General features: G+C 39.8%; 26 protein-coding genes. 8 read left to right on the top strand and 18 right to left on the bottom strand.

All coding sequences use genetic code 11. The annotated features are described in order from the left end of the window. Window positions 1–30: 30 nt before the first annotated feature. From BMZ55_RS05960 to BMZ55_RS11535, 6 genes are all read right to left on the bottom strand, one after another. Window positions 31–966, bottom strand: a complete 936-nt coding sequence (locus BMZ55_RS05960; RefSeq protein WP_089819543.1) for a 2-hydroxyacid dehydrogenase — start codon at window positions 964–966, stop codon at window positions 31–33. Window positions 967–975: 9 nt separating this feature from the next. Beyond that, entirely contained in the window at window positions 976–1494 is a 519-nt protein-coding gene (locus tag BMZ55_RS05955) for an acyl-CoA thioesterase (protein ID WP_039341941.1), read from the bottom strand. Further along, window positions 1461–2219 (bottom strand): HU domain-containing protein, encoded by a 759-nt coding sequence (locus BMZ55_RS05950; RefSeq protein WP_089819542.1) that lies wholly within the window; start codon window positions 2217–2219, stop codon window positions 1461–1463. Before BMZ55_RS05950 ends, BMZ55_RS05955 begins: the two co-directional genes overlap by 34 nt. A 109-nt stretch (window positions 2220–2328) precedes the next feature. Continuing rightward, window positions 2329–4446, bottom strand: a complete 2118-nt coding sequence (locus BMZ55_RS05945) for a TonB-dependent receptor (RefSeq protein ID WP_089819541.1) — start codon at window positions 4444–4446, stop codon at window positions 2329–2331. Between the two features lie 220 nt (window positions 4447–4666). Beyond that, window positions 4667–5413: a WG repeat-containing protein gene (locus BMZ55_RS05940; RefSeq protein ID WP_089819540.1), complete on the bottom strand. Its 747-nt coding sequence runs from the start codon at window positions 5411–5413 to the stop codon at window positions 4667–4669. Window positions 5414–5451: 38 nt separating this feature from the next. Further along, on the bottom strand, window positions 5452–5793 hold the full coding sequence (locus tag BMZ55_RS11535) for a DUF2752 domain-containing protein (RefSeq protein WP_394332634.1): 342 nt from the start codon (window positions 5791–5793) through the stop codon (window positions 5452–5454). Window positions 5794–5986: 193 nt separating this feature from the next. On the opposite strand from BMZ55_RS11535, the gene BMZ55_RS05930 reads away from it, so the two are divergent. After that, window positions 5987–8263 carry an aconitate hydratase gene (locus BMZ55_RS05930; protein WP_089819538.1) on the top strand — a complete coding sequence of 759 codons (2277 nt, stop codon included), beginning with the start codon at window positions 5987–5989 and terminating at the stop codon, window positions 8261–8263. A 253-nt stretch (window positions 8264–8516) separates the two neighbouring features. Next, on the top strand, window positions 8517–9071 hold the full coding sequence (locus BMZ55_RS05920) for a hypothetical protein (RefSeq protein WP_089819536.1): 555 nt from the start codon (window positions 8517–8519) through the stop codon (window positions 9069–9071). Window positions 9072–9108: 37 nt separating this feature from the next. Here the strand turns inward: BMZ55_RS05920 and BMZ55_RS05915 are convergent, their stop codons facing one another. The 6 genes from BMZ55_RS05915 to BMZ55_RS05890 form a co-directional block, all read right to left on the bottom strand. Further along, the gene (locus BMZ55_RS05915; protein WP_089819913.1) at window positions 9109–9789 is read right to left on the bottom strand and encodes an RluA family pseudouridine synthase; all 681 of its coding nucleotides are present in this window, start codon (window positions 9787–9789) and stop codon (window positions 9109–9111) included. Between the two features lie 60 nt (window positions 9790–9849). Beyond that, on the bottom strand, window positions 9850–10365 hold the full coding sequence (locus BMZ55_RS05910; RefSeq protein ID WP_089819535.1) for an NUDIX domain-containing protein: 516 nt from the start codon (window positions 10363–10365) through the stop codon (window positions 9850–9852). Continuing rightward, complete coding sequence (xerD, locus tag BMZ55_RS05905; protein ID WP_039342689.1) at window positions 10365–11270, bottom strand: site-specific tyrosine recombinase XerD; 906 nt, start codon at window positions 11268–11270, stop codon at window positions 10365–10367. Before xerD ends, BMZ55_RS05910 begins: the two co-directional genes overlap by 1 nt. Further along, the gene (locus tag BMZ55_RS05900) at window positions 11257–11712 is read right to left on the bottom strand and encodes a deoxycytidylate deaminase (protein WP_394332629.1); all 456 of its coding nucleotides are present in this window, start codon (window positions 11710–11712) and stop codon (window positions 11257–11259) included. The genes xerD and BMZ55_RS05900 overlap by 14 nt, the downstream gene beginning before the upstream one ends. Window positions 11713–11736: 24 nt before the next feature. Next, the gene (locus BMZ55_RS05895) at window positions 11737–12504 is read right to left on the bottom strand and encodes an enoyl-CoA hydratase-related protein (RefSeq protein ID WP_089819533.1); all 768 of its coding nucleotides are present in this window, start codon (window positions 12502–12504) and stop codon (window positions 11737–11739) included. Between the two features lie 101 nt (window positions 12505–12605). After that, the gene (locus tag BMZ55_RS05890; protein WP_089819532.1) at window positions 12606–14027 is read right to left on the bottom strand and encodes a catalase; all 1422 of its coding nucleotides are present in this window, start codon (window positions 14025–14027) and stop codon (window positions 12606–12608) included. Window positions 14028–14117: 90 nt separating this feature from the next. Here BMZ55_RS05890 and BMZ55_RS05885 point away from each other — a divergent pair, with 90 nt between their 5' ends. The 6 genes from BMZ55_RS05885 to BMZ55_RS05865 all read left to right on the top strand — a co-directional run bounded on the left by BMZ55_RS05885 (window position 14118) and on the right by BMZ55_RS05865 (window position 18752). Further along, window positions 14118–15071 (top strand): hydrogen peroxide-inducible genes activator, encoded by a 954-nt coding sequence (locus BMZ55_RS05885; RefSeq protein WP_089819912.1) that lies wholly within the window; start codon window positions 14118–14120, stop codon window positions 15069–15071. Between the two features lie 186 nt (window positions 15072–15257). Next, the gene (metK, locus tag BMZ55_RS05880; RefSeq protein WP_089819531.1) at window positions 15258–16538 is read left to right on the top strand and encodes a methionine adenosyltransferase; all 1281 of its coding nucleotides are present in this window, start codon (window positions 15258–15260) and stop codon (window positions 16536–16538) included. Window positions 16539–16612: 74 nt separating this feature from the next. Further along, window positions 16613–17101 (top strand): hypothetical protein, encoded by a 489-nt coding sequence (locus BMZ55_RS05875; protein ID WP_089819530.1) that lies wholly within the window; start codon window positions 16613–16615, stop codon window positions 17099–17101. 164 nt (window positions 17102–17265) lie between these two features. After that, on the top strand, window positions 17266–17856 hold the full coding sequence (locus BMZ55_RS05870) for an RNA polymerase sigma factor (protein WP_039341912.1): 591 nt from the start codon (window positions 17266–17268) through the stop codon (window positions 17854–17856). A 40-nt stretch (window positions 17857–17896) separates the two neighbouring features. After that, the gene (locus BMZ55_RS11510) at window positions 17897–18031 is read left to right on the top strand and encodes a hypothetical protein (protein WP_262493336.1); all 135 of its coding nucleotides are present in this window, start codon (window positions 17897–17899) and stop codon (window positions 18029–18031) included. 25 nt (window positions 18032–18056) lie between these two features. Then, the gene (locus tag BMZ55_RS05865) at window positions 18057–18752 is read left to right on the top strand and encodes a YjjG family noncanonical pyrimidine nucleotidase (protein WP_089819529.1); all 696 of its coding nucleotides are present in this window, start codon (window positions 18057–18059) and stop codon (window positions 18750–18752) included. A gap of 41 nt (window positions 18753–18793) precedes the next feature. Here the strand turns inward: BMZ55_RS05865 and trpS are convergent, their stop codons facing one another. The 6 genes from trpS to ileS all read right to left on the bottom strand — a co-directional run bounded on the left by trpS (window position 18794) and on the right by ileS (window position 24916). Then, window positions 18794–19762, bottom strand: a complete 969-nt coding sequence (gene trpS / locus BMZ55_RS05860; protein ID WP_089819528.1) for a tryptophan--tRNA ligase — start codon at window positions 19760–19762, stop codon at window positions 18794–18796. Between the two features lie 63 nt (window positions 19763–19825). Next, entirely contained in the window at window positions 19826–20464 is a 639-nt protein-coding gene (locus tag BMZ55_RS05855; protein WP_039341906.1) for a lipoprotein signal peptidase, read from the bottom strand. After that, window positions 20464–20661 (bottom strand): DUF2683 family protein, encoded by a 198-nt coding sequence (locus BMZ55_RS05850; RefSeq protein ID WP_039341903.1) that lies wholly within the window; start codon window positions 20659–20661, stop codon window positions 20464–20466. The genes BMZ55_RS05855 and BMZ55_RS05850 overlap by 1 nt, the downstream gene beginning before the upstream one ends. A 2-nt stretch (window positions 20662–20663) precedes the next feature. Continuing rightward, window positions 20664–20912, bottom strand: coding sequence for a DUF6576 domain-containing protein (locus BMZ55_RS05845; RefSeq protein ID WP_089819527.1), 249 nt, complete (start codon window positions 20910–20912; stop codon window positions 20664–20666). 81 nt (window positions 20913–20993) lie between these two features. Then, a complete protein-coding gene (locus BMZ55_RS05840) occupies window positions 20994–21374 on the bottom strand; it encodes a TraR/DksA family transcriptional regulator (protein ID WP_039341897.1) in 381 nt (126 codons plus the stop codon). Window positions 21375–21427: 53 nt separating this feature from the next. Further along, window positions 21428–24916 carry an isoleucine--tRNA ligase gene (gene ileS, locus BMZ55_RS05835; RefSeq protein WP_089819526.1) on the bottom strand — a complete coding sequence of 1163 codons (3489 nt, stop codon included), beginning with the start codon at window positions 24914–24916 and terminating at the stop codon, window positions 21428–21430. Window positions 24917–24988: the final 72 nt, after the last annotated feature.

Genomic DNA, 24988 nt, shown 5'->3' with positions numbered 1-24988 from the left:
ATTGCTTAAGACCCAAATCATAAACATTTGTTAAGGTCGCGGAAACTGCGCTAAGATTTTGTCAACAATTACCTGCGCAAGTTTTTCTTTGCTTTCTATGGTCCAGCCGGCAATGTGCGGTGTAAGTAAAACTTTTTCGGAGTGAAGCAGGAAATCTAAGTCCGGATTTTGAGCTTCCAGATTTTCAAATGAAGACTTTTCAAATTCCAGAACATCCATCGCGGCGCCTTTTATCTTCCCTGATTTTATAGCCGAAACTAAATCTTTAGTTTTTACATTTTTCCCGCGTGCGGTATTGACGAGGTAGAAATTTTTTCTGACCTTTTTGATGAAATTTTCATCAATTATATAATGCGTCTTTTCTGTAATCGGTAGGTGAAGGCTGATGATGTCCGCTTCATTTTGTAATTCTTCCAAACTTACCTGCGTCGCAAATTCATCGCCGATATTTGGCAATATATCGTAAAATATCACCTTGCAGCCAAAACCCGAAAGTCTTTTGGCTACAGCTTTTCCCATGTTTCCGTAGCCCATAAGTCCTACAGTTTTGCCGAGCAATTCTTCGCCGCGGTTTTCTTCACGTTTCCAGATTCCGTTTTTTACCTCTTCTGAAGCGATAAATAATCGGTTCATTAAAACCAACAGCATTCCAAGAACCTGTTCAGCAACGGCGTCGCGGTTTCCTTCGGGTGAACTGATGAGTGCAATATTATTTTTTTGGGCAAAATCACCGTCAATATTTTCCATTCCGGCGCCAACTCTCGCAATAAATTTGAGTTTGGTCGCGTGCTTTAAAATATTGGCGTCCAGCGGAATTCTGCTGCGGATAATAATGCCGTCGTAGCCCGAAATTTTTGCTGAAACTTCGTCGTAAGTTGAGGAAAAATCTTCTTCCAGAGCAAAACCATTTTGGGAAAGCTGTTCCGTAATCAGTGGATGGTTTTTGTCTAAAAGCAGGATTTTCATGCGGAAATTTTAATTTGAAGCGAAAAGTTTTTTTAATTCTATTGAATCAGCAGCCTTCATTCGGCCGGAGAGAATCAGGGAAAGTTCTTTTCTACGCAATGCAGCATTAAATCTTTCCACTTCAATTTCAGTTTCCGGTTCCATCTTTGGAATTGGAATCGGACGGTTAAATTCGTCTACCGCAACAAAAGTGTAAATACCGGAATTGGTGTGAATTTTTTTCTGATTAATCGGATCGTCCAGCCAAACGTCTACATAAATTTCCATTGAAGTGGAAAAAGCGCGCGAAACTTTTGACTCTAAAACCACAATACCACCTTCGGGAATTGGATAATCAAAAGAAACGTGATTTACAGAAGCCGTAACCACGCGTCTTTCGCAGTGTCGCGCCGCGGAGATCGACGCGCAACGGTCCATTTTTGCCAGAAGTTCACCACCGAATAAATTTCTTAAAGAATTGGTTTCATTCGGCAAAACTATATTGGTCATGACCGTTAAGGATTCTGACGCTTTTTTGATTTTTTCCATTTAGAGTTTTTGTTTGATTTCGAAGTCCACTTTTTTGCCGGTTTTACGGGCGCAACAATCGTTTTTGTGGAATCTGCTAAAGTTGAATCTTGTACCAAAACCGGTGCAACCGAATCAACTTTCGGTTTATTTTTTTTAACGGTTAAAACGTCCTTTTTTGGCGGATTGGTGAGATCAGATTTTTTACCGAAAATCATGTCGGGCTTTTCAATTCCCATGTAGGTAAGTCCCGAAACGATAAGTATTAAAGGTAAAAGCCACGCAATTGTTCTCACGAATGCGTACGGTTTTTTGCCGCTTCGGAAGCCTTTTTTAATTTTTGAAATATTGATTTCTTCTAAACCAAAAAAAGCCGGTGAAAGATTTTCCAGCCGGTTTCCGGAAAAATGAAGCTTGCTGTCTTCAAGATAAAAAGTGCCGATATTTTCTATTTTCAGCGTTTCATTTTTTTCCAATGCAGAATTCCAATAGACAACTTGCTTCGAAATTTCTTCTTCCGCAGCACTTTCGCTGATGTTTTTTTCAGCTGCTAAAAAACGGATGAATTTTTCCGGATTTTCACTTTTTGAAGCATTGAATGCGATTTCAGTTCCTGGTGGCAAAAGGTTTTTTTCCTCTTCGTCGAGAGCTGCATTGCTTGTTTGCAGAAAAAACGTACCGAAACCCGTGAGAGAAACGCTGCCATTTTTCTTTAAAAATTCGAGAAGAAGCTGGGAAAAATTCATATCGGGCAAATTTATGTTTTTTGAACAATGTAATGCAAATAAAAAAAACCGCGAAAAAGGCGGTCTTTAGCACCGAAAAAATTATCTTTCAGCAATTGCGTTTTGGTATTTACTTTAACTTGAAGGACATACCGAACATGAAATTCGTGCCCGCTTGCGCGAAATAATACGGCGCTCCGTCATACACAAAGCCGTTGTTCACATATTTCTGGTTGAAAATATTATTCACCAAAAGTTTAAAATCAACTTCTGTACGTTTTAAATCTAAGGAATATTTCGCATTGAAATCCGTCAAAAAATAGCCGTTTAACCGGTTATTTTTATTATTGGTGTTGTCCAGATATTGTTCGCCAACATATTGATTTTGAAGTGATACAGTGAAATTATTGCTTGGTAAAAAATTGATTAAAACATTTCCCATAAAGTTCGGTGAAAAAGAAATCGGTGTATTTCCAAGGTTCTCAAAACCGTTTGCTGTTTCGGTTTTAAAATCGATGTTTTCGTTTTTGCTTAAAGTGAGGTTTCCCGAAACATTCCACTGTTTTGAAAGTTTTGCAAGCGCGCCCAGTTCAATTCCCATTCTATAGCTTTTTCCCGAATTTACGCGAATAAATTCACCGATGTCATTTATTTCTCCATTCAAAACCAGCTGATTTTCGTAATTCATATAATATAGGTTCGTGGTGAAAGAAACTGCACCAAGCGTTTTTTCCAAACCTGCTTCAAAATCGTGCAGTTTTTCCGCCTGAATTTCCGGGTTTGCAAAAAGATCATCTCTGTTCGGTTCGCGATGTGCATGCGCGTAAGAGAAGAAAATTTTGCCGGAATTGAGCTTGTAATTAATTCCAAATTTTGGGTTGAAAAACAGCCAATTTTTATTTAAATCCACGCCTTCATCATCACCTTGCTGTATGATTTTGGTGTCATAATTAATGTTTCGAAGCTGCAAATCGCCGTACAATTCCACAAGGTTCAGCTTTAAAATCGCTTTTGCAAAACCCGCAACTTCATTTTTCACCGAAGAATTTCGATAATATTCATGCTCGGAAATTTGCGGATAAAAAACGCCGGTGACATTTCCAAAATGCTCGCCGTCGTATTGATTTCCCACAAGTCCAAAATTCACATTCAAATGATCGAATTTACCGTAAAGCGTAGAAACTGCACCATAAAAATCATTGTCAAGCCATTTTTTACGGATGAAATCAGTTCTTTTAACGGTTTGATTATCAGCTGTTAAATCCGGTAAATTGTATTTTGAAAACTTCGCATCCTGTTTGTAATTTTCGTAATAACCTTTGCCTTTGGTGTAATGGAAAGTGGTTTCCAGATTCCAGTTTGGATTAAAATTTTGCTGCCACAAAAGCTGGTAATGATTCTGGCGGTAATTGTCGGTTTCATTGTCGTAAAAACCAACGATGTTTTCCCAGTTTTCATCGTAAATAGCGCCGGAATAATTAAATTTCGGAGTCGTTTCCCAGGTGTTTTTGTCGATTCCGTTCCAGGCCTGATACGTTTGTTCTTTTCCACCAAAAGCCAGCAATCGGATTTTCGTCTTTTTTTCCTCAAATAACCCCGAAAAATTATAGGAATCTAAATCAGAAAATGCACGGTCGATATAACCGTCTGAATGGATTTTGGTATAGCGGCCCATCAACGAAAGGCGATTTTTCCAGAATTTTCCGCTGCCAACTTCCGCGGAATATTTGTAAGTATTGAAAGAGCCGTAAGAATTATCAGATTTCACATAAAATTTTTCCTCCGGATTTTTCGAAATCACATTCACGCTTGCGCCAAAAGCGGAAACGCCATTTGAAGAAGTTCCCACGCCTCGCTGAATGATAATTTGCGACGCCGAACTCGCCAAATCCGGCACATCGACGAAAAATGTTCCCTGACTTTCTGAATCGTTGTACGGCACGCCATTCATCATCACATTAATTGCTGTTCCGCCAACGCCACGAATTCGGAATCCGGTGTAGCCCACGCCATTTCCGGCATCTGAGGTTGAAATAACCGACATTTGATTTTTCAGCAAAATCGGCAAATCCTGCCCCAGATTTTTTGTGGCTAAATCTTTTTCAACGTTGATGATTTCTTTGGTGACGGGCAGACGTTTCAGAAAGTTAATGCTTTCAATGTCGTGTGTTTTCAGCGAATCCTGCACGGTGGTTTGTGCTGAGTAAAAGGAACTTGTAAGAAGTCCTAAAAAAATAAATCCTTTCATTCTATTAATTTTTTGAAGATTAAATGGAATAAAAGGGGCGATTAAAAAATGTGTTAATTTGAAATTTTTTTAATTCGAAAATGGTAATTACCACTTTTTCAAATTCCAAATTAGCTCATGTAATTTCCCTAAACAGCATTACCTGTTCCAGGTTCATTGGGTATAATCTCAGCTTTTTACAGCACCCCTTAAATTTCTCCTGCAAAACTACGAAATAAAATCAATATTCCTTTTGGTTAATGTCGATGTAGAAATAATTTTTACCGTCGGTGGTTACTTCGAAGAGGCGCGCAAGTTTCCAGCTGTAATTTCTCTTGATGTCGCTGTAATGAAACGGAACGATGATGTTGTTATTAACATCGATGATGCCGAACTTATTATTCCGCGACGCGATGATCATCGGATTTTTCAGGTCGTCGCCTTCCAGAATGTGTAGATAATCGTACTGCGGATAAATGGTAAAATCGTTGTAATTGCCCGGATTTCTAAACTTTGCGTCCTCGATGATGCCGTAGGCGTAATTCATGATAAAAGCGTGGAAAAGCTGTTTCTTATAGTCAGCCTGGCATTTACCCAAATCTTCTTCTTTGAAGAAATAAACGCGTTTTCCGTGCTTATTTATCCGGTAATCCTTATCGTTAAACCGAACCGAAGCGTATTCCGCCGAACCATATTTTCTGATTTTTTCATTTGGAGAATTCAGTAGATTACAGTCTTCGGTAAAAAAACCAACGTTGCTGTAAACCGGCGCAATAATTACTTTTCCGGATTGAGAAACAAAACCAAACTTTCCATCTTTTTTGTACGGAATTAAAGCCGCTACCGAATCATTAATTTTTGCAAGATCGCGGTCAGCATTTATTTTTTCGGTGCTTTTTGGGGCAATTTTTTTGCTTTGAATAACATTTTTCTGTGCTGAAAATGCCACCGAAAAAGTAAGAAAAAGGAAAAGAAAATATTTTGTCATTGCTGTGCTTTTGCAAATAAGCGACCAAAAATAATCAATTATAAATTTCTCCAGATGAAATAAGCAATTATTACCGTCGAAATTAAAAAAAATGCCCTTTTACCCGTTAAAATTTTAAAAATTTTTCTTGCATTTTCGTTTTCGATTTTTGCTGAAATTAAAAGCGCCAAACCGTACGGAATTCCCAATACAAAAAGCGGATTAAAAGTGAAAGCTGCTTTAAAATTAAAATGCAAAAGTTCGTGAAAAGCCCGCTGTGATCCACAACCGGGACAACTTAAGCCGGAAATATTTTTGAAAGCACAGCTTGGATAAAAACTATCTTCCGAAGGCGCAAAAAAATAGAAAACCGAACTTATCAGCAAAATGCCGACGAGCATAAAGATCAGTTTTAAATTTTTTTGGAGCAAAACGGCCATTTTTTTTGATTTTTTAATGTGAATAAATTTCGCTAAAAATTCAAAGATAGAAAAGAAAGATTTTATTTATATTTATTCTAAATGACTTTGCGCCGCCATACATTAAAAATTTTGTAAATTTGAGCTTCAAAATTTTACAATAAAAATATACAATATGACTTTCGACATTGATATGATCAAGAAAGTGTACGAGCGGTATCCGTCACGGGTCGAAGCTGCGAGAAAAGCGGTGGGAAAGCCATTAACACTTGCTGAAAAAATTCTTTATACACACCTTTGGGAAGGCGACGCTACACAAAGTTTTGAAAGAGGAAATTCCTACGTGGATTTTGCTCCGGACCGTGTAGCCATGCAGGATGCGACAGCGCAAATGGCGCTGTTGCAGTTTATGCAGGCCGGGAAACCGAAAGTTGCCGTTCCTTCAACTGTTCACGCCGATCACTTGATTCAGGCGAGAGTTGGCGCAGAAGCGGATTTGCAGGAAGGTATCAATAAAAACTCGGAAGTTTTCAATTTTTTAAGTTCCGTGTGTGATAAATACGGAATCGGTTTCTGGAAACCGGGCGCCGGGATTATTCACCAGGTAGTTTTGGAAAATTATGCTTTCCCAGGTGGAATGATGATCGGAACAGATTCTCACACCGTAAACGCGGGCGGACTCGGAATGGTCGCTATTGGTGTTGGTGGTGCTGATGCGGTTGATGTAATGGCCGGAATGCCGTGGGAACTGAAAATGCCGAAATTAATCGGTATTAAATTAACCGGAAAATTAAGCGGCTGGACGTCTGCAAAAGATATTATCCTGAAAGTTGCCGGAATCCTTACCGTAAAAGGTGGAACCGGATGTATCGTTGAATATTTTGGTGAAGGCGCGCAATCTCTTTCTGCAACTGGAAAAGGAACGATCTGTAATATGGGCGCTGAAATTGGAGCGACCACTTCAACTTTCGGTTATGATGATTCCATGCGCAGATATTTATCCGCAACCGGAAGACAGGATATCGTGGACGCTGCTGACCAAATCGCTGATCATCTAACTGGTGATGCGGAAGTTTATGCAAATCCTGAACAGTATTTCGATCAGGTTATCGAAATCAATCTTGATGTGCTTTCGCCACATTTAAACGGTCCTTTCACGCCGGATTTGGCAACGCCTGTTGCAGATTTCCACGAAAAAGCCGTAGCGAATGGTTGGCCAATTGAAGTAGAATGGGCATTGATCGGTTCCTGTACCAACTCATCTTACGAAGATTTATCGCGTGCAGCATCAATTGTGGAAGATGCTTTTGCTAAAGGAGTAAAACCACGCGCAATTTTAGGAATTAATCCGGGTTCTGAACAGGTAAAATTTACCGCTGAAAGAGACGGATTTTTAGATTCTTTCCGAAAGTTTGAATCAGCCAGAATTTTCACCAACGCCTGCGGACCATGTATCGGTCAGTGGGACAGAGAAGGTTCGGAAAAAGGCGAGAAAAACTCCATTATCCACTCTTTTAACCGAAACTTTGCGAAAAGAGCTGACGGAAATCCTAATACGCACGCATTTGTTGCGTCACCGGAAATGGTTGCCGCCGTTGCAATCGCGGGAAGACTTGATTTCAACCCGATTACAGATACTTTAACAAACGCCGCCGGCGAGCAGATTAAATTAGATGAACCGAAAGGATTTGAATTACCTGCAAAAGGTTTTGATGTTGGTGACAACGGTTATCAGGCGCCGTCCGATGACGGTTCTTCCGTTCAAATTGCGGTTAGTCCAGACTCTGGAAGGCTACAGCTTTTAACTCCGTTTGAACCTTGGGATGGTGAAAATATTTCCGGTGCTAAAGTTTTAATTAAAGCTTTCGGAAAATGTACAACTGATCATATTTCAATGGCTGGACCGTGGTTAAAATACCGCGGACACCTTGATAATATTTCGAATAATATGTTAATCGGTGCGATCAACGCGTATAACATGGAGACCAATACGGTGAAAAATGCGTTGAATGGCACGTACGGAGAGGTTCCTGCTGTAGCGCGCGCTTACAAAGCTGCCGGAATTCCTACGATCGTGGTTGGTGACCAAAACTACGGTGAAGGTTCTTCCAGAGAACACGCAGCGATGGAGCCGAGACATCTTGGTGTGAAAGCCGTTTTGGTGAAATCTTTCGCCAGAATCCATGAAACGAATTTGAAAAAACAGGGTATGCTTGGTCTTACTTTCGCCAATGAAGCGGATTACGACAAAATTCAGGAAGATGACACCGTTAATTTCCTTGATTTGGATCAGTTTGCGCCAGGCAAAACTTTAACGTTGGAATTCTTACACGCGGATGGTTCTAAAGACCTCATCGTCACGAACCACACTTACAATGCTCAGCAGATTGACTGGTTCCGCGCAGGTTCCGCTTTAAATCTGATTGCTGCAGAAGCTGCTAGACAAGCTTAAATTTATATTTAAATATTAAAAACCTCCTAAGAAATTGGGCGGTTTTTTTTGTCTTGATTTTGAAAATATTTGCCCTTAAAACACCGAATTTTTCTGAAATATTGTATTCGGAAAGCAAGCTTTTCGAAATAATAAAGCGAAAAAATTTGCCATTAAAGGGCCGAATTTTTTCAAATTCAGAATTAAAATTAATTTTAATTTATTTACACAGTAATTTGCATTTTTTTATACATTTGGTGCAATTAATAATTATATGATGAAAACTTTACTCTTCGGTCTCTTATTTCTGACTTTTTCTTTATTTCCAGCGCAACTGAAAAAGGTTGATATCGCCGATTTTTACAACTGGACTTCCAATAGCGGAACGCACTACCAGTTTGTTTTGTTATCGGAAAAATTAGTTGCAATGCGTACCGACGTGGCGGCGCTTGTTCGCGTGCGTTACTCGATGGATGGTGGCGTTACCTACAAAATCGCGGAGTTTGATGCCAAATTCACGTATGATAAAGCAAAGGACAGCGATAATTTGGTAGTAAACATAAAAGCTGCAGAAACTGCAAGAATCCTTAAGGGAGACAGCGGCTATATTCCTGATAATTTCACGCTGTACTATGACAAAGATGGTGATTATATCGAAGGTTATCAGGCAGACCACGACGAGCTTACCAAAAAAGATACGCAGTATGCGAAAGTGTTTTTAACACCAAGCCCGAGCGCGGACCATATGCGAAAACTGATCCGTTTGTTTTACGATTCTTCGGAGCCGCTTTACCGCGATCTCATGGTTTTAGCAGCCCAATACGATTAATTAATTCTGAAAAATTTGCCGCTAAAACGGTAAATTTTTAGTTTTCTTCGCTAGCTTTCCAAACGGCATCGTTGTCCGGAACCGGCGCGGTAATCGTAATATTTTCTTTGGTTACGGGATGGTGAAATTCCAGTTTTCGAGCGTGCAGATGAATTCCGCCGTCTGGATTGGAGCGTGGTGAACCGTATTTTAAATCACCTTTTATAGGCGCACCGATTTTCGCAAGTTGCGCACGAATCTGATGATGACGGCCGGTCTCTAAATCGATTTCCAAAAGTTGAAAATTATCTAAAACTTTGATGATTTCGTAGTTCAAAATCGCTTCTTTAGCGCCTTGCGTAACCTTCGGAAAAACCGTTGCCTTGTTGTTTTTTTCGTTTTTCTGTAGGTAATGCACGAGTCTTTGTGCCTTCGGAATTTCAACTTTCGGTACAACTGCCCAATACGTTTTTTTTATTTCGCGGTTTTTCACCATCTGGGTTAATCGGGAAAGTGCTTTCGAAGTTTTTGCGTAAATCACCAAACCCGAAGTTGGGCGGTCGATGCGGTGAACCAGCCCGAGGAAAACATTTCCGGGTTTTTGGTCTCTTTTTTTCAGGAAATTTTTAAGCAGGTCCAGTAACGAAAGATCACCGGTTTTATCGCCCTGAACGAGCTGTCCGGTTTTCTTGTTAATGACTAAAAGATGGTTGTCTTCGAAAACGATTTGGTCCTGCATAAAAATGAACATTTGGAATTTTCAAATTTACGCTAAACCAACAAGTAAAAAAAATGCCGTCTAAGCGGTAAAAAAATAATTATCAAGAAATGCTCTTTGTGAATCAAATGCAATTTCATTTAAATCCAAATCGGTTTTTTTCAGCCAAATAACCTCAGAAATTTCTGATTCTTCAAGCTTAACATCGAATTTTTCGGAAACTTCGTAGCGGAAAAAGAGGTCCAAAGTATTATAAGCAATGTTTTTATAATGGTAAACATTGGGCAAACTTCCGAGATACTTTAGCTCCGAAATATTTACTTTAATTTTCATTTCTTCAAAAAGCTCGCGAACACAGGTTTCTTCGGCACTTTCTTTTGGATCCACGAAACCGCCCGCCAAATCGAGCTTGCCTTTTTTAGGTTCCTGATTTCGCCTTGTGAAAAGAATCTCGTCTTTGTGTGAAACAATTACCGCAACAGCACCTGCAACATTGTGATAGAGCACATAATCGCAGTTAGAGCAGCTCCATTTTTTTTCACCGTCCCAAAGCAAGGTTTTTTCGCCGCATTTTGGGCAAAAATTCAGCTTTTGCATCAGGAAATATTTCGCGGATGGTAATTAAGGATCACTTCACGCAGTTCTTCGTTTTTCAAATGCGTGTAAATTTCGGTGGTTGTAATGCTGGAATGGCCGAGCATTTCTTGGATATAGCGCAGATCGGCGCCGTTTTGCAATAAATGCGTGGCAAAAGAATGGCGGAATGTGTGTGGCGAAATTTTCTTGCTGATGCCGGCTTTTTCGGTTAATTCTTTAATGATGATGAAAACAATAACGCGCGACATCGAAGAACCGCGGCTGTTGAGGAAGAGAATGTCCTCGCATTTTTTATTAACCTTATATTTCGACCGCACATTTTCGTGATAATCTTTGATGAGGTCGGCGGTGTAACGAGCAAGTGGCACAAAACGGGTTTTGTTTCCTTTGCCTTCAACCTTCAGATATAATTCTTTAAAGTTGATGTTTGAAATTTTAAGATCGATAAGTTCGGAAACGCGCAGACCGCAGCCGTATAAAACTTCGATCATACACTGGTTTCGTTTGCCGAGTTCTGTAGTAACGTCGATGGCTTTTATAATTCGCTCAACATCAACAAAACTTAAAGTGTCGGGTAAATAAAGTCCTAATTTTGGACCTTCAATCAGTGTTGCGGGATTATCCGCACGCACTTCATCATCAAGAAGATATTTAAAGAAAGCTTTTATGGATGAAACCCAACGCGCCTGCGTTCTTTCGCTGAATTTCTTTTTGGAAAACTGATAAAGGTATTCCTGAATGTTTTCGTAACTAATCTGCAGTGGTCCAACACCTTCAAGGTCAAATTCTGCATAATTCTGAAGCTTGCGCAGGTCACGCAAATAAGCATCTACAGTATTCTCTGAAAAATTTCGTTCAAATTTTAAAAATGTTTCGAAATCTTTGATTTTGTCATCCCAGGTAATCATTTTTTTGTGTTTTTTGCTTTAAAATATCATGTGACACTCTTAAAAGCTCGATTCCATGATTTTTTAAAAATTCTATACCGTCTTCGTCGGAATATTCGTCAATATATACCACTTTTCGTATTCCGGCCTGTAAAATAAGTTTGCTGCATTCTTTACAAGGCGATAGCGTAAGATATAATGTGGCGCCTTTTGCCGACTGCGTAGAGCCGGCGAGTTTCAATATCGCGTTGGCTTCTGCATGAAGCACAAACCATTGGGTTTTCCCGTTGTCGTCTTCGCAACAGTTTTCGAATCCCGAAGGTGTTCCGTTATAACCATCGGAAATAATCATTCGGTCTTTCACAATCAGCGCGCCTACCTGCTTTCGTTTGCAGTAGGAAAGTCTAGACCATACCGCGGCCATTTCCAGATATGCTAAATCAAATTTTGTTACGTCCAAACGTATAACTTTTAAATTTTTTACTTAAAATGAAGGTTTTCTCTTTTCTAAAAACGCAGTAACACCTTCTTTTTTATCAGCCATTTCAAAGAGTTCACCGAAAGATTTAATCTCGGTTTCGAAGCCGTTTTCACCGTCTGATTTATTTACCGCTTCAATTGCTTTTGCAATTCCCATGGGTGAATTCTGTGCGATTTGGTTTGCTAATTCTTTTGCTTTCGCTAGAAGTTCGTCTAAAGAAAAAACATCGTTTACAAGCCCAATTTCTTTTGCACGTTGCGCCGGAATCATTTTCGCTGAAAATATCATCTCGTTTGCCAAACCTTTTCCAACCAGTTTCGGCAATCTTTGCGTTCCGCCGTAACCTGGAATTAAACCTAAAGTTACTTCCGGCAAGCCAAGTTTCGCGTTTTCTGAGGCATAGCGAATGTGACACGCCATGGCAAGCTCTAAACCTCCACCTAATGCAAAGCCGTTAACAGCGGCAATTACGGGTTTGCTGAGGTTTTCAATTTTATTGAATAAAATGTTCTGGCCGTTTCTTGCTAAATCTTCAGCTGCGCTTGTTCCGAAATCCGAAAATTCTTTAATATCAGCGCCTGCAACAAAGGATTTTTCACCACTTCCGATGATAATTACCACTCTGAACTTCGAATCCTGTTCAATTTCGTCTAAAGCTTTGCTTAATTCTGTGATTGTTAAGGCGTTCAGCGCATTTAGGCTCTGCGGTCTGTTAATGGTGATTACGGCGGTTTTTTGATCCGTTTCTACATTAATATTTTGGTAGGACATGGCGTTATTAAGAGTTTTTCGCAAATTAAACAATATTTTTTAATAAAGTGTATTTAATGAAGGCGTTATCATTACCGAAATGATAATTTATGTTAATTTTTTTAACTTCCAGCGTGGTTCATCATATTAGCATCGATGTTGATCTGCAACCCCATTGCGATTTTCATTCCAAGTTCAATATTTGCGCGGAAAAAATGACAAATTTGTCGGTTTATTATTTCTTCGCGATCCAGGCCGGAGATTTCGTTAATTGATTCGATAATATTTCGAACAAGTTCTATTCGGTCATAATCCTGAAGTGCTTTTGTGTAAAATAAACCGGGCTGCGTAAAGTGATCATCTTCATTTTCGCTGTAAAAGCTTTCGGGAAAAGCATCTTCCTTATCGAATTCAGAAAAATTCCGGGCTGTTTGGTCGTTTTTTTCTGATTTGTCTTTTTCCGGTGAAAACGGGCAGCGGTTCACTTCAAGCAAATTGGCGTGTCTGCCAAGTCTGTGCTGTTGCGCTTCACCGTAAGTAGCAATTCTGGCCTGTAAAATTGGGTCAGGCGAAAGTCCTAAACCCTGAACGAAATTTGCCGGCGAAAAGGCAACTTCTTCAACATTCGACTGATAATCAGACGGAATTTCATTAAGCTCGATTTCACCAACTTCAATCAGCGGAAATTCATCGTGAAACCAAACCTTCGTAACATCGAACGGATTCCAGCGGAAGTTTTTCGCCTGATCTTCCGTCATTACCTGAATATAAAGTGTCCATATCGGGAAATCACCGTTTTGCAGAGCATTGATGAAATCTTCCTGCGCAAAATCCGGGTTCGTGCTTTTTAGCTGAGCAGCTTGTGTTGGAACGAGATTTTTAATGCCTTGGTTGGTTTTAATATGATATTTCACCCAGACGCGCTCGTTTTCAGCATTAATCATCGAATAGGTGTGCGAACCATACCCGTTCAAATGGCGAAAACCTTTCGGCGTTCCACGGCCGGAAAAGTACATGAGCAAATGGTGCAGCGTTTCGGGATTTGCACAGCAGAAATTCCACATTTCGGTGGTGCTTTTTAAATTCGTTATTGGCGAGCGCTGCTGAGTTCGCACAAATTCCGGAAATTTTGCGGGCTCTTTGATGAAAAAAACCGGGCTGTTGCTGCCGACCAAATCCCAGATTCCGTCTTCGGTATAAAATTTCAGCGCAAAACCTCTTGAATCCCTGTTGGTGTCCGCGCTGCCTTTTTCACTTGTAAAATCAGAAAATCGGGCAAAACAGCGGCAAATTTTTCCAACCGAGGAAAATAAATTGGCATTGGTAAACTGAGTGATATCGTTGGTAACCGTGAAAGTTCCGTAGGCGCCGGTACCTTTTGTAAAAAGTGCACGTTCCGGAATAGTTCCGCGTAAGATTTGCGGAAAGTCCTGCTCTTGGAAACTAGATGCAGCATTCATCGGATTGTCCTGAATATTCCGTGATCTGTCGATGGTGTCGTAGAAAGGATTCTGGGCTATATTGCCCATTTTCTTGATACTCATAATTTGCAATATTGTAGCCTTCAAATTTATCTAAAATTAATGGGATTCCGGCAAAAACTCAGTATATTTGGCATAGATAAAATTAATGGTATGAACATTCAGCAATTGGAATATCTTATCGCTGTAGATAAATTTAAGCATTTTGGAAATGCGGCGCAGGCGTGTTTTATTACGCAGCCGACTTTGAGTGCGATGATTCAGAAATTCGAAGAAGAACTGGATGTGAAAATTTTCGACCGTACCACGCATCCAATCCGTACCACAGATGTTGGTGTGCAGCTTATCATCGAAGCGAAAAAAGTGGTAGATGCCATTAATGAACTAAAAACCAAAGCGAACGACCTTAATAATGTGCTGGCAGGAAAGTTAAACCTCGGCATTATTCCAACAGTTTCCGGCTCGATTTTACCGTCTGAAATCTTTGATTTTTTGAAAAATCATCCGAAAATTCAGCTCAATGTAAAAGAAATGACGACGGACAATATTATTAAAGCTTTGAAATCCGGAGAACTGGACGCGGGAATTATTTCAACGCCGTACTCCGCAGCTGACGAATTTTACCACGATTTTCTTTTCAATGAAGAACTGATGCTTTATTCCGCCGAAATAAGTGAAGAACAGAAAGAAGACAGTTTTGTAATTCCGGAAAAAATAGATGTGCACAAAGTTTGGCTCTTGGAAGAAGGAAACTGCCTGCGGACGCAGTTTGAAAATATTTGTGAATTGCGAGAAAATACGGTGACACCCAAAAATCTGGAGTTTGTAGCCTCAAATATTACGACTTTGGTACAACTAGTTGATAAATTGGGCGGCATCAGCATTTTACCGGAACTTGCTGTAGAGCAGCTTTCCGACAAGCAAAAAGAAAAAGTAAAACGTTTCCGCAAGCCTTTTCCGTACCGCGAAATTTCGATGATTTATTACAAACCGACGTATAAGCAGAAAATTTTAGATGAAATGATTCAGTTCATCGCCGAATCTCTGAAGTCAAAACTGAGCTTCAATGAAAATCCTGAAGAATTTACCGTCATCAAGCCACAATGATTTTTAACATCCGGATAAATTTTGCGCTTCGGTAAATAGTGAGTAAATTTGCGCCACAATTAGGAGGAAAAATTTGTATTGATTGCAACCTCAGTAAAAAATGCTAAAACCGATTTTCTTTTAGTTTCTTTTGCAATCATTCCAGGTATTTTTCCCGTACTTTTTAATTAAAAAAACAAAAGAAATATGTCTTATTTATTTACGTCTGAATCGGTTTCCGAAGGGCATCCGGATAAAGTGGCCGACCAGATTTCCGACGCATTAATCGATAATTTTCTCGCAAACGATCCAACCTCTAAAGTAGCCTGTGAAACCTTGGTAACTACTGGCCAGGTAGTTTTGGCGGGTGAGGTGAAATCATCAGCATACCTTGACGTGCAAGATATCGCGCGTAAAGTCATCAACAAAATCGGCTATACGAAAGGGGAATATATGTTTAATGGTGATTCGTGTGGTGTGATTTCCGCTATTCATGAACAATCTCCCGATATCAACCAAGGTGTGGACCGTGTTTCTGAAAACGACGATTTCGAAAGCCGTGCAAATTCGCAGGGAGCAGGGGACCAAGGAATGATGTTCGGTTACGCTACCAATGAAACCGAAAATTATATGCCGCTTGCGCTGGATTTAGCGCATGTAATATTAAAAGAACTGGCGAATTTGCGGCGAGAAAACAATGCGATAAAATATCTGCGTCCTGATGCGAAATCGCAGGTTACCATTGAATATTCGGATGATCACAAACCAATCAGAATTGATTCTATAGTAGTTTCTACACAGCACGATGATTTTGGCAGCGAAGAAGCAATGCTTGCTAAAATCCGAAAAGATATTATCGAAATTCTTATTCCGAAGGTTAAAGCCATGCAGCCGAGAGCTATTCAGGAGCTTTTCAATGATCAGATTACCTATCACATCAATCCTACTGGGAAGTTTGTAATCGGTGGACCACACGGTGATACGGGTTTAACCGGCCGAAAAATTATTGTAGATACTTACGGTGGTAAAGGTGCGCACGGTGGTGGTGCTTTTTCCGGAAAAGATCCGTCAAAAGTTGATAGAAGTGCGGCTTATGCCGTGCGACACATTGCTAAAAATCTTGTGGCGGCAGGTGTTGCTGACGAAATTTTGGTGCAGGTTTCCTACGCAATTGGTGTTGCAGAACCTTGCGGACTGTATGTAAATACCTATGGAACTTCAAAAGTTGATTTGCACGACGGAGAAATTGCCGGCAAAATCCAGAAAATTTTCGATTTAAGACCTTATGCAATCGAACAGAATTTGAAACTCAGAAATCCAATTTATCAGGAAACCGCTTCCTACGGCCACATGGGACGCGAGCATTATATTGCTGATAAAATTTTTAAACGTGCCAACGGTGAAGATTTAATCGTAAAAGATCTGGAGTTTTTTACCTGGGAAAAACTGGATAAAGTAGAAGAAATAAAGAAGGAATTCAATTTATAAAATCATATAAAATGCTTTAACAAAAATGTTAAGGCATTTTTTTTAACTTTATGCACAATATAAAATCATAACCAATGTTGAAGAGATTTTTGCTCCCTTTTTTTTTGTTAGCAGCTTTTGCGGGCAGTGTTAAAGCACAGCTTACGGTACATAAAATGGTTCACGCCGGTTATGTTTACCAGAATACGAGCTTTGCGGAACTCGGTGGACGGCTGCTGTTTTTGGAGAACGATGACATGATTTTTCGCCTTGGCGCAGCCGGAATGTTCGGAGTTGCCAATGGAAAATTTGCCGCGCTGCCGAAAATCCAGGGTGATATTTTGCTAAATTTTGAGCGGAATGTAGATCTTTACCATGCTTATTATTTTTTAGCAGGTGCTGAAGCAACAACCAAATACATTGCACCGAAAATTGGTGTTACGCTGTTTGGTTTGATTGATTTAACCGGAGGTTATGCTTTTCCGTTCGATAAAAACGGAATTAACGGTAAAAAATTAGAAGGCTTAAACATCAATTTTACGGTAAATGTGCCTATTGTAATGATTCACGATCTGTTAAAATAAAAATTTTTTAATTTTTTAACAAAGTATTAACTTTTTGCTTAAATTAGCTCTTCACTTTTACACCTAAAGTATGGTAAAATAACTCTACTGATTTTTTAATAACGAAGAAAGCCAACCTGATATTTTTAGGTTTGCGATCATTCATAAATTTTTAGTTACGAGTTATGAATACACATACAGACAGTTGGCTGATTTCTGCATATAAAAATGGCAATGAAAAGGCCCTGGCGGTTCTCATTGATCGCCACCAGAAAGATATTTTCTCCTATATTTTCTACAAAGTAATGGATGACACCGTGGCAAACGACGTTTTCCAGGATACTTTCATGAAAATTATTGTAACGCTGAAAGAAGGCCGGTACAATGAAGAGGGAAAATTTGTGCTTTGGGCAAAGAGAATTGCACACAACCTCATCATCGATCATTACCGCCTGAAAGCCAAACACAACAAAGTTTCGGAAACGTCTTTCGAAAATGAAGAATATTCAATTTTCGATCTCATCAGCATTGACGAAGAAAATATTGAAGAGCAGCTGATTTCTCGTCAGATTCAGGATGATTTGCGTAAAATTCTGGACTTTCTCCCGCCAAATCAGCAGGAAGTGGTAAAACTCCGCTTTTTCGATTCGCTTTCCTTCAAAGAAATAGCGGAACAAACTGATACCAGCATCAATACCACTTTAGGCCGGGTGCGTTACGCACTCATCAACCTGCGAAAAATAATGGAAGAACACCAAATAAGTTTGACCAGATAATAAAGTGAAATAATCTGCGTTTTTAGTGAAACTTAAGCCTATGAAAAACGATTACACTTTAAACGGAAAACTTTTGAAACCAAAACAGATGACCGTTGAATTTTTACTGAGATATTCTAAAAACCTTCAGGTTTTAAAAACGGTCTCTAAAATTCGTATCGTATCCAAAAACTAACCTATTTTCCTTAAATTTGTGCTGTATGAAAATTCAGCACATTTTTTTTGATCTCGATAATACACTTTGGGATCACCGCGCAAACGCTTATCTTACCCTGAAAGCGATATTTAAGAAAGAAGAGGTTCAGGAAAAATATAATCTTAATTTTGAGGACTTTCACCGCGAATATTTTACCATTAATGAAAGATTATGGGCACAGATTCGCGACGGTGAAATCGACAAAAATTACCTGCGAAAACACCGTTTTTTTGATTCTTTTCTTTTCTTTGGAATTGATGATTTTCCATTAGCACAGACTTTTGAAAATAATTTTTTAGATGAAATCCTCAACTACAACGATCTGGTAGAAGGCGCTTTTGATCTTTTGGAATATCTTCACGACAAAGGTTATACGCTGCATATTTTATCTAACGGCTTTCAGGAGGTAACCGCGAAAAAATGTGAACTTTCCGGTATTAAAAACTATTTTAAAACCATCACAAGCGCCGATGAAATCAACATTCGGAAACCAAAACCGGAAATTTATGATTATGCGCTGAAGAAAGCGAGTGCGCAAATCGAGGAATCCATAATGATTGGTGATGACTGGATTGCCGATATTGAAGGTGGAAAATCTTTCGGCTTAAAAGTGATTTACTTCGATGTATTCGATGATAAATACACCGCCGAAGGCGTAAAAACGATACGCCAACTGCACGAAATTAAATCAATTTTATAAAAAGAAATCCTTTCCGCTTTTGGAAAGGACTTTTTTTGCTGCTAAACGCCCAAACTTATACGGACTTTCTGCAATGTTTCAGCAGCGATCACTTTCGTTTTTGCCGCGCCCTCCTGTAGTTTTTGTTCGAGTTCCGGCAAATTGTTCATATAATAATTGAAGAGTTCGCGCTCGCGCTCAAAACGTTTTAAAATTAACTGCAACAATTCGTTTTTAGCGTGACCGTAACCAAAGTTTCCGGTGAGATATTTTTCCCGTAAAACGGCGGTTTCTTCCGGTTTTGCAATAAGTTCAAACAAAGCAAAAACCTTGTCGGTTTCCGGATCTTTCGGTTCTTCAAGAGATTTGGAATCAGTTTCAATTCCCATAATCTGTTTTTTCAGCTCTTTTTCGGGTAAAAATATATTAATGATGTTTCCGCGGGATTTCGACATTTTATTACCGTCAGTTCCCGGAACATATTTCGTGTCTTCCTGCAACTCAGCTTTTGGCAAAACGAAAACTTCACCCATTTGATGGTTAAAACGTGCGCCCATGTCGCGCGCCATTTCCAGGTGTTGTAGCTGATCTTTCCCAACCGGAACAACTTCAGCATTATAGAGTAAAATATCTGCAGCCATTAAAACCGGATAGGTGAAAAGTCCCGCGTTCACGTCTTCTACACGGTCTGCTTTATCTTTAAAGGAATGTGCTAAAGTCAGCCTTTGATACGGAAAAAAGCAGGACAAGTACCAGGAAAGTTCGCAAACTTCGGCGATATCGCTTTGTCTGTAAAAAAAAGTTTTATTGGTGTCAAGTCCGCAGGCAAGCCACGCCGCGGCAATTTCATAGGTGTTTCTTTTCAGTTCTGCAGCATCTTTTATTTGGGTTAAAGAATGCAGATTTGCAATAAAGAGGAAAGATTCGTTTTCTTCCTTTTTTGATAATTCGATGGCTGGAATAATGGCGCCAAGTAAATTCCCCAAATGTGGAGTTCCCGTGGCCTGTATTCCGGTTAGTATTCTGGACATGAAATAAGTTTAAAATGGTAAAAACAAAAATAGCTAAAACGGAAATTTTGGGCAATTTAGCCGCTAAAAATCCAAACCGTTTGGCAGCGCTTTTTTGCGGAAGATAAGTAATAAAGCAGCGCCGGCAGTAATTGCTGAATCTGCAACATTAAAGATATATTTGAAAAACTCAATATGTTTTCCGCCGATCAAAGGCCAACTTTCCGGCACGTTCCAGTCCACCAACGGGAAATGCAGCATGTCTACCACGCAGCCTTTCATGAAAGTGGAATAGCCTTGACCAAAAGGTACGACCTTGGAAACACCGCCGTATTCAATCCAGCGCCCGATGCTTTCATCATAAAAAGTTCCGCTGTCGAAGATCATTCCGTAGAACATTCCGTCAATTAAATTTCCGATTGCGCCCGCAAAAATCATCGACATCGGAATAAGCAAATAGTTGTTGGTGCCTTCTTTCAGCCATTTGCTGAAGAGATAAACCATGCCGCCGATAAGAAAAATGCGGATGATGACAAGAATGTATTTGCCGAGAAGTCCACCGAAATGAAAACCATAAGCCATGCCCGGATTTTCCACAAAAGTCAGTTTAAAGCCCGGTAAAACGCTTACACTTTCGCCCAAACTGAAATTGGTTTTGATGTAAAACTTAGAAATTTGGTCTATTAATAAAATGATGATGGTTATTAAGGCAATCTTCTTCATTAGTCTTTCTTAGGATATTTTCTGGCGGAAGTTGGGCTGTTTTCTTTTTTCGGAACCGAATTTTTTACCGGCTTTTCGGGCAAATTTTTAAGATTTCTGGTGTGGAATTTTTCAAATTTAATTCCCATTTCCTTCATCACGCTTTTCAGCGCATTCAGCTCCATTTGGTTTTTCGGATGTACAATCAGAGATTCCATTTTTAATTTATTTTTTTTGAAAGTTCGTCGAGACGGTTTTTGTCAGCGGCCGACAAATCATCTAAACCATTTTTACCGATTTTGCTCAGTATCGCATCAATTTCGTCCTGTCTCTGCTTTTTCTCTGCGTTATAACGGTCATCAATGGTGTAATATTTTTCTTTGTTCGGAACGAACTTTTCCTTGATTTTTTTCCGGAAGAAATAAAGAAAAATTACCGCTACAGCGAGCAAAATAAAAACCGTGTCCATGATTTTTAAATAAAAATGTACAAAGTTTTATGCATAGAAATACATTGTACTTTGTACATCATTTTTTATAAATGATAAATTTTACCGTTGCATATTTTTAGCTTCGATGCTGAGGGTCGCATGTGGTACGGCAAGCAGCCTTTCTTTCGGAATTAATTTTCCGGTAACTCTGCAGATTCCGTAGGTTTTGTTTTCAATGCGGATGAGGGCGTTTTTCAGGTCGCGCACAAATTTCTCCTGTCTTCCGGCAAGAATCGCATTCTGTTCTTTGCTTAAAGTTTCAGCGCCTTCTTCAAAAGCTTTAAAAGTTGGCGAAGTGTCATCGGTACCGTTATTCTGGTCGTTGATGAAGCTTTCGCGAATCAGCATTAAATCTTTTTCTGCTTTATCGATTTTCCCCTGAATTAATACTTTAAATTCCTGTAAATCAGCGTCGTTATATCTTTGTCTGTCCTCAGTCATAGCTTTATTTTTATTTGTGTTTATGTGATTTGAAGTTTTCACCGTAAAAAATATTAAATTTTTTGAACCTGAACCTTGAAAGTGACCTCGTCAATCTCTATTTCGTCAAAATTTGAAAGTGAATTTACAATTTCTATTCTATCTGACAATACTTCAGTAGAAATATATGCTTTATTGTTCATTATTTCCCGCTTAAACGGGCAATCGTCTTGCAATTCAATTGAAATTCTGTCTGTTAACTCGAAATTTTTGTCTTTTCTTAAATTCTGAACGCGGTTAATAAATTCGCGCGCAATTCCTTCCGCTTTTAATTCTTCGGTTAAAGTTAAATCCAGCGCTACGGTGAGTTTTCCTTCACTGGCGACCGTCCAACCCGGAATATCCTTCGTGGAAATTTCAACATCATCAAGAGAAATTTCATGGCCTAAAACGGCAATTTTTCCGGTTTTTTCTAAAGCTGAAATATCTTCCGCGGAAAACTTGGTTATTTCTGCTGCCACCGTTTTCATGTCTTTTCCAAGTCTTGCGCCGAGTGTTTTAAAGTTCGGCTTGATTTGCTTTACAATCAGCTCCGCGGCGTCATCAGCATTGATGAGTTGAAGTTCTTTCACGTTTACTTCCTGTTTAACCAAATCTGAAACCGCCAAAATCTGCGCTTCTGTTTTTTTATCCAAAACCGGAATCATCACTTTTTGAAGCGGCTGTCTTACTTTGATGTTTTCTTTTTTTCGTAGTGAAAATACCATCGATGTGATTTGCTGCGCCAGATGCGTTTTTTCCACCAAATCCTGATCGATCAAACTTTCATCGGCTGTCGGGAAATCGGTTAAATGTACCGATGCAGCTTCTTCTTTCCCGGTAATTTTATTTAAATCCTGGTAAAGCTGATCCATAAAAAATGGTGCAATTGGCGCCGAAATTTTTGCTATGGTTTCAAGGCAAATATATAAGGTTTGGTAAGCCGAAATTTTGTCATCAGAATATTCGCCTTTCCAGAATCTGCGTCGGCAAAGTCTTACATACCAGTTGCTTAAGTTGTCATTAACGAAATTGTTAATCGCGCGCGCAACTTTTGTCGGCTCGTAATCTTCGTAAAACGCCGTAACATCTTTAACCAGTAAATTGAGTTCAGACAAAATCCAGCGGTCAATTTCTGGGCGCAATTCGATGTTTTTTTCGGAATATTTAAAACCGTCTACATTCGCATACAGCGCAAAAAAGGAGTAGGTATTGTATAAAGTTCCGAAGAATTTTCGGCGAACTTCATCAATTCCTTCCAAGTCAAATTTTAAATTTTCCCACGGATTCGCGTTTGAAATCATGTACCAGCGCGTCGCGTCAGGACCGTATTTTTCTAAAGTGGTGAACGGATCAACGGCGTTACCAAGTCTTTTCGACATTTTCTGGCCATTTTTATCCAAAACCAAACCGTTCGACATCACGTTTTTGTACGCTACCGAATCGAAAACCGCCGTCGCAATTGCGTGCAGCGTATAAAACCAGCCTCGCGTTTGATCTACACCTTCCGCGATGAAATCTGCCGGAAAAGCTTTTCTTTCGTCGATCATTTCGCGATTTTCAAACGGATAATGCAGCTGCGCGTACGGCATCGAACCCGAATCGAACCAAACGTCGATGAGGTCGGATTCTCTTTTCATCGGTTTTCCGGACGGCGAAACCAAAATTATCTGGTCAACGATATTTTTATGCAAATCGATTAGCGCGTAATTTTCATCCGACATATTTCCGGTTTCAAATCCTGCGAAAGGATTTTCGGTCATAATACCGGCTTTTTTTGCTTTTTCTATTTCCGCCATCAGTTCTTCCACAGAACCGATGATGATTTCCTCTTTCAAATCATCGGTACGCCAGATCGGCAAAGGAATTCCCCAATATCGGGAGCGCGAAAGATTCCAGTCGTTTACGTTTTCCAGCCAGTTTGCAAAACGGCCTTCACCGGTGGATTTCGGTTTCCAATTGATGGTTTCATTCAGTTCCACCAAACGGTTTTTCACCGCGGTCATTTTCACGAACCAGGAATCCAACGGATAATACAGAACAGGCTTGTCGGTTCGCCAGCAGTGCGGATAACTGTGCACATATTTTTCGACCTTAAAGGCCTTATTTTCTGTTTTTAAAAGAATTGCAAGTTCTACATCCCAGGATTTTTCCGGCGCGGAACCGCTGTCATAATATTCATTTTTAATGAATTTTCCGGCAAATAATTTCGGTGTTTTTCCGCCTTTTACAAATCTGCCTTGTAAGTCTACCAAAGGAACCAGATTTTCATTTTCGTCTTTTACCAGCATCGGCGGAATGCCGCTTTCTTTCGCAACGCGCGCGTCATCAGCACCAAAAGTGGGCGAAATATGCACAATTCCCGTTCCGTCTTCGGTGGTGACAAAATCTCCCAAAATTACGCGGAAAGCATCTTCCGGATTTTCAGCCGGTAAAAACCACGGAATAAGCTGCTCGTATTCCGAGCCTACCAATTCTTCTCCGGTAAATTCAGCTAAAATCTGGTACGGAATTACTTTCGCTTCCGAAGTGTAGTTTTTTAAATCTTCTTCGCTTCCTTCCGCATATTTTTTACCAAAATTTTTCTGCAAAAGCACTTTCGCCAAAACGATGTTGATGGGCTCGAAAGTATATTGATTAAATGTTTTCACCAAAACATATTCAATATCTCTTCCGACCGCTAAAGCAGTATTTGAAGGCAAAGTCCATGGAGTTGTCGTCCAGGCAAGAAAGTAGGTGTCGACTAAAGTTTTTTTAGTGTCAAATTCCGCCCAATGCAACGCGCCGCCACAGGAAGCTCCTGCAATTTCTTCTGCATCGATTGAACTTTCCGCTTTCAGGAAAGGAACTTTTTTAGCCGCTTTATCGGCAAATTTTTTCACTTTGAATTGCGCCACTACAGTCGTGTCGGAAACATCGCGGTAAGTTCCAGGCTGATTCAGTTCGTGCGAAGAAAGTCCCGTGCCGGCAGCCGGCGAATAGGGCTGAATGGTGTAACCTTTGTACAAAAGATTTTTGTCGTAAAGCTGCTTCAAAAGCCACCAAACCGTTTCCATATATTTCGGTTCGTAGGTGATGTAGGGATTTTCCAGATCCACCCAATAGCCGATTTTTTCTGTCAAATCATTCCAAACATCGGTGTAGCGCATCACGGCATTTCTACACGCCTGATTGTAAGCTTCCACAGAGATGGTTTTGCCGATATCTTCTTTGGTGATTCCGAGTTCTTTTTCTACGCCCAGTTCAATAGGTAAACCGTGCGTGTCCCAACCTGCTTTCCGGAAAACCTGTTTTCCGTTTTGAGTTTGGTAGCGGCAGAAAATATCTTTCAGCGCGCGCGCCATCACGTGGTGAATTCCAGGCATCCCGTTCGCCGAAGGCGGACCTTCATAAAAAACGTATTCCGGCCGCCCGTCACGGATCTCAACGGATTTTTTAAAAGTCTGATTTTCTGCCCAGAATTTTGTAATATTCTCGGCAACAGCTGTTAAATCTAAATTTTTATATTCGGTAAACTTCTTCATTTTCAGTCTATTCAAAGCGTTGGAAGCTCATTAATTAAGTCTGCGAATATAAGGATTTTCGCGGAAATTTTT

It is taken from the genome of Kaistella treverensis (assembly GCF_900114045.1).
Taxonomy (GTDB): domain Bacteria; phylum Bacteroidota; class Bacteroidia; order Flavobacteriales; family Weeksellaceae; genus Kaistella; species Kaistella treverensis.
The sequence above is the reverse complement of the archived record's forward strand: the minus strand, read 5'-3'. Positions and strand labels throughout refer to the sequence as shown.

Coding starts and splice junctions, on each gene's coding strand:
- BMZ55_RS05920 (WP_089819536.1), top strand. CDS start 8,517: ATGATGAAAACTTTACTCTTCGGTCTCTTATTTCTGACTTTTTCTTTA.
- BMZ55_RS05950 (WP_089819542.1), bottom strand. CDS start 2,219: ATGAATTTTTCCCAGCTTCTTCTCGAATTTTTAAAGAAAAATGGCAGC.
- BMZ55_RS11510 (WP_262493336.1), top strand. CDS start 17,897: ATGAAAAACGATTACACTTTAAACGGAAAACTTTTGAAACCAAAACAG.
- BMZ55_RS05885 (WP_089819912.1), top strand. CDS start 14,118: ATGAACATTCAGCAATTGGAATATCTTATCGCTGTAGATAAATTTAAG.
- BMZ55_RS05845 (WP_089819527.1), bottom strand. CDS start 20,912: ATGGACACGGTTTTTATTTTGCTCGCTGTAGCGGTAATTTTTCTTTAT.
- BMZ55_RS05940 (WP_089819540.1), bottom strand. CDS start 5,413: ATGACAAAATATTTTCTTTTCCTTTTTCTTACTTTTTCGGTGGCATTT.
- BMZ55_RS05910 (WP_089819535.1), bottom strand. CDS start 10,365: ATGCAAAAGCTGAATTTTTGCCCAAAATGCGGCGAAAAAACCTTGCTT.
- BMZ55_RS05945 (WP_089819541.1), bottom strand. CDS start 4,446: ATGAAAGGATTTATTTTTTTAGGACTTCTTACAAGTTCCTTTTACTCA.
- metK (WP_089819531.1), top strand. CDS start 15,258: ATGTCTTATTTATTTACGTCTGAATCGGTTTCCGAAGGGCATCCGGAT.
- BMZ55_RS11535 (WP_394332634.1), bottom strand. CDS start 5,793: ATGCTCGTCGGCATTTTGCTGATAAGTTCGGTTTTCTATTTTTTTGCG.
- trpS (WP_089819528.1), bottom strand. CDS start 19,762: ATGTCCAGAATACTAACCGGAATACAGGCCACGGGAACTCCACATTTG.
- BMZ55_RS05840 (WP_039341897.1), bottom strand. CDS start 21,374: ATGACTGAGGACAGACAAAGATATAACGACGCTGATTTACAGGAATTT.
- BMZ55_RS05870 (WP_039341912.1), top strand. CDS start 17,266: ATGAATACACATACAGACAGTTGGCTGATTTCTGCATATAAAAATGGC.
- BMZ55_RS05865 (WP_089819529.1), top strand. CDS start 18,057: ATGAAAATTCAGCACATTTTTTTTGATCTCGATAATACACTTTGGGAT.
- BMZ55_RS05855 (WP_039341906.1), bottom strand. CDS start 20,464: ATGAAGAAGATTGCCTTAATAACCATCATCATTTTATTAATAGACCAA.
- BMZ55_RS05960 (WP_089819543.1), bottom strand. CDS start 966: ATGAAAATCCTGCTTTTAGACAAAAACCATCCACTGATTACGGAACAG.
- BMZ55_RS05890 (WP_089819532.1), bottom strand. CDS start 14,027: ATGAGTATCAAGAAAATGGGCAATATAGCCCAGAATCCTTTCTACGAC.
- ileS (WP_089819526.1), bottom strand. CDS start 24,916: ATGAAGAAGTTTACCGAATATAAAAATTTAGATTTAACAGCTGTTGCC.
- BMZ55_RS05875 (WP_089819530.1), top strand. CDS start 16,613: ATGTTGAAGAGATTTTTGCTCCCTTTTTTTTTGTTAGCAGCTTTTGCG.
- BMZ55_RS05915 (WP_089819913.1), bottom strand. CDS start 9,789: ATGCAGGACCAAATCGTTTTCGAAGACAACCATCTTTTAGTCATTAAC.
- BMZ55_RS05895 (WP_089819533.1), bottom strand. CDS start 12,504: ATGTCCTACCAAAATATTAATGTAGAAACGGATCAAAAAACCGCCGTA.
- BMZ55_RS05930 (WP_089819538.1), top strand. CDS start 5,987: ATGACTTTCGACATTGATATGATCAAGAAAGTGTACGAGCGGTATCCG.
- BMZ55_RS05850 (WP_039341903.1), bottom strand. CDS start 20,661: ATGGAATCTCTGATTGTACATCCGAAAAACCAAATGGAGCTGAATGCG.
- BMZ55_RS05955 (WP_039341941.1), bottom strand. CDS start 1,494: ATGGAAAAAATCAAAAAAGCGTCAGAATCCTTAACGGTCATGACCAAT.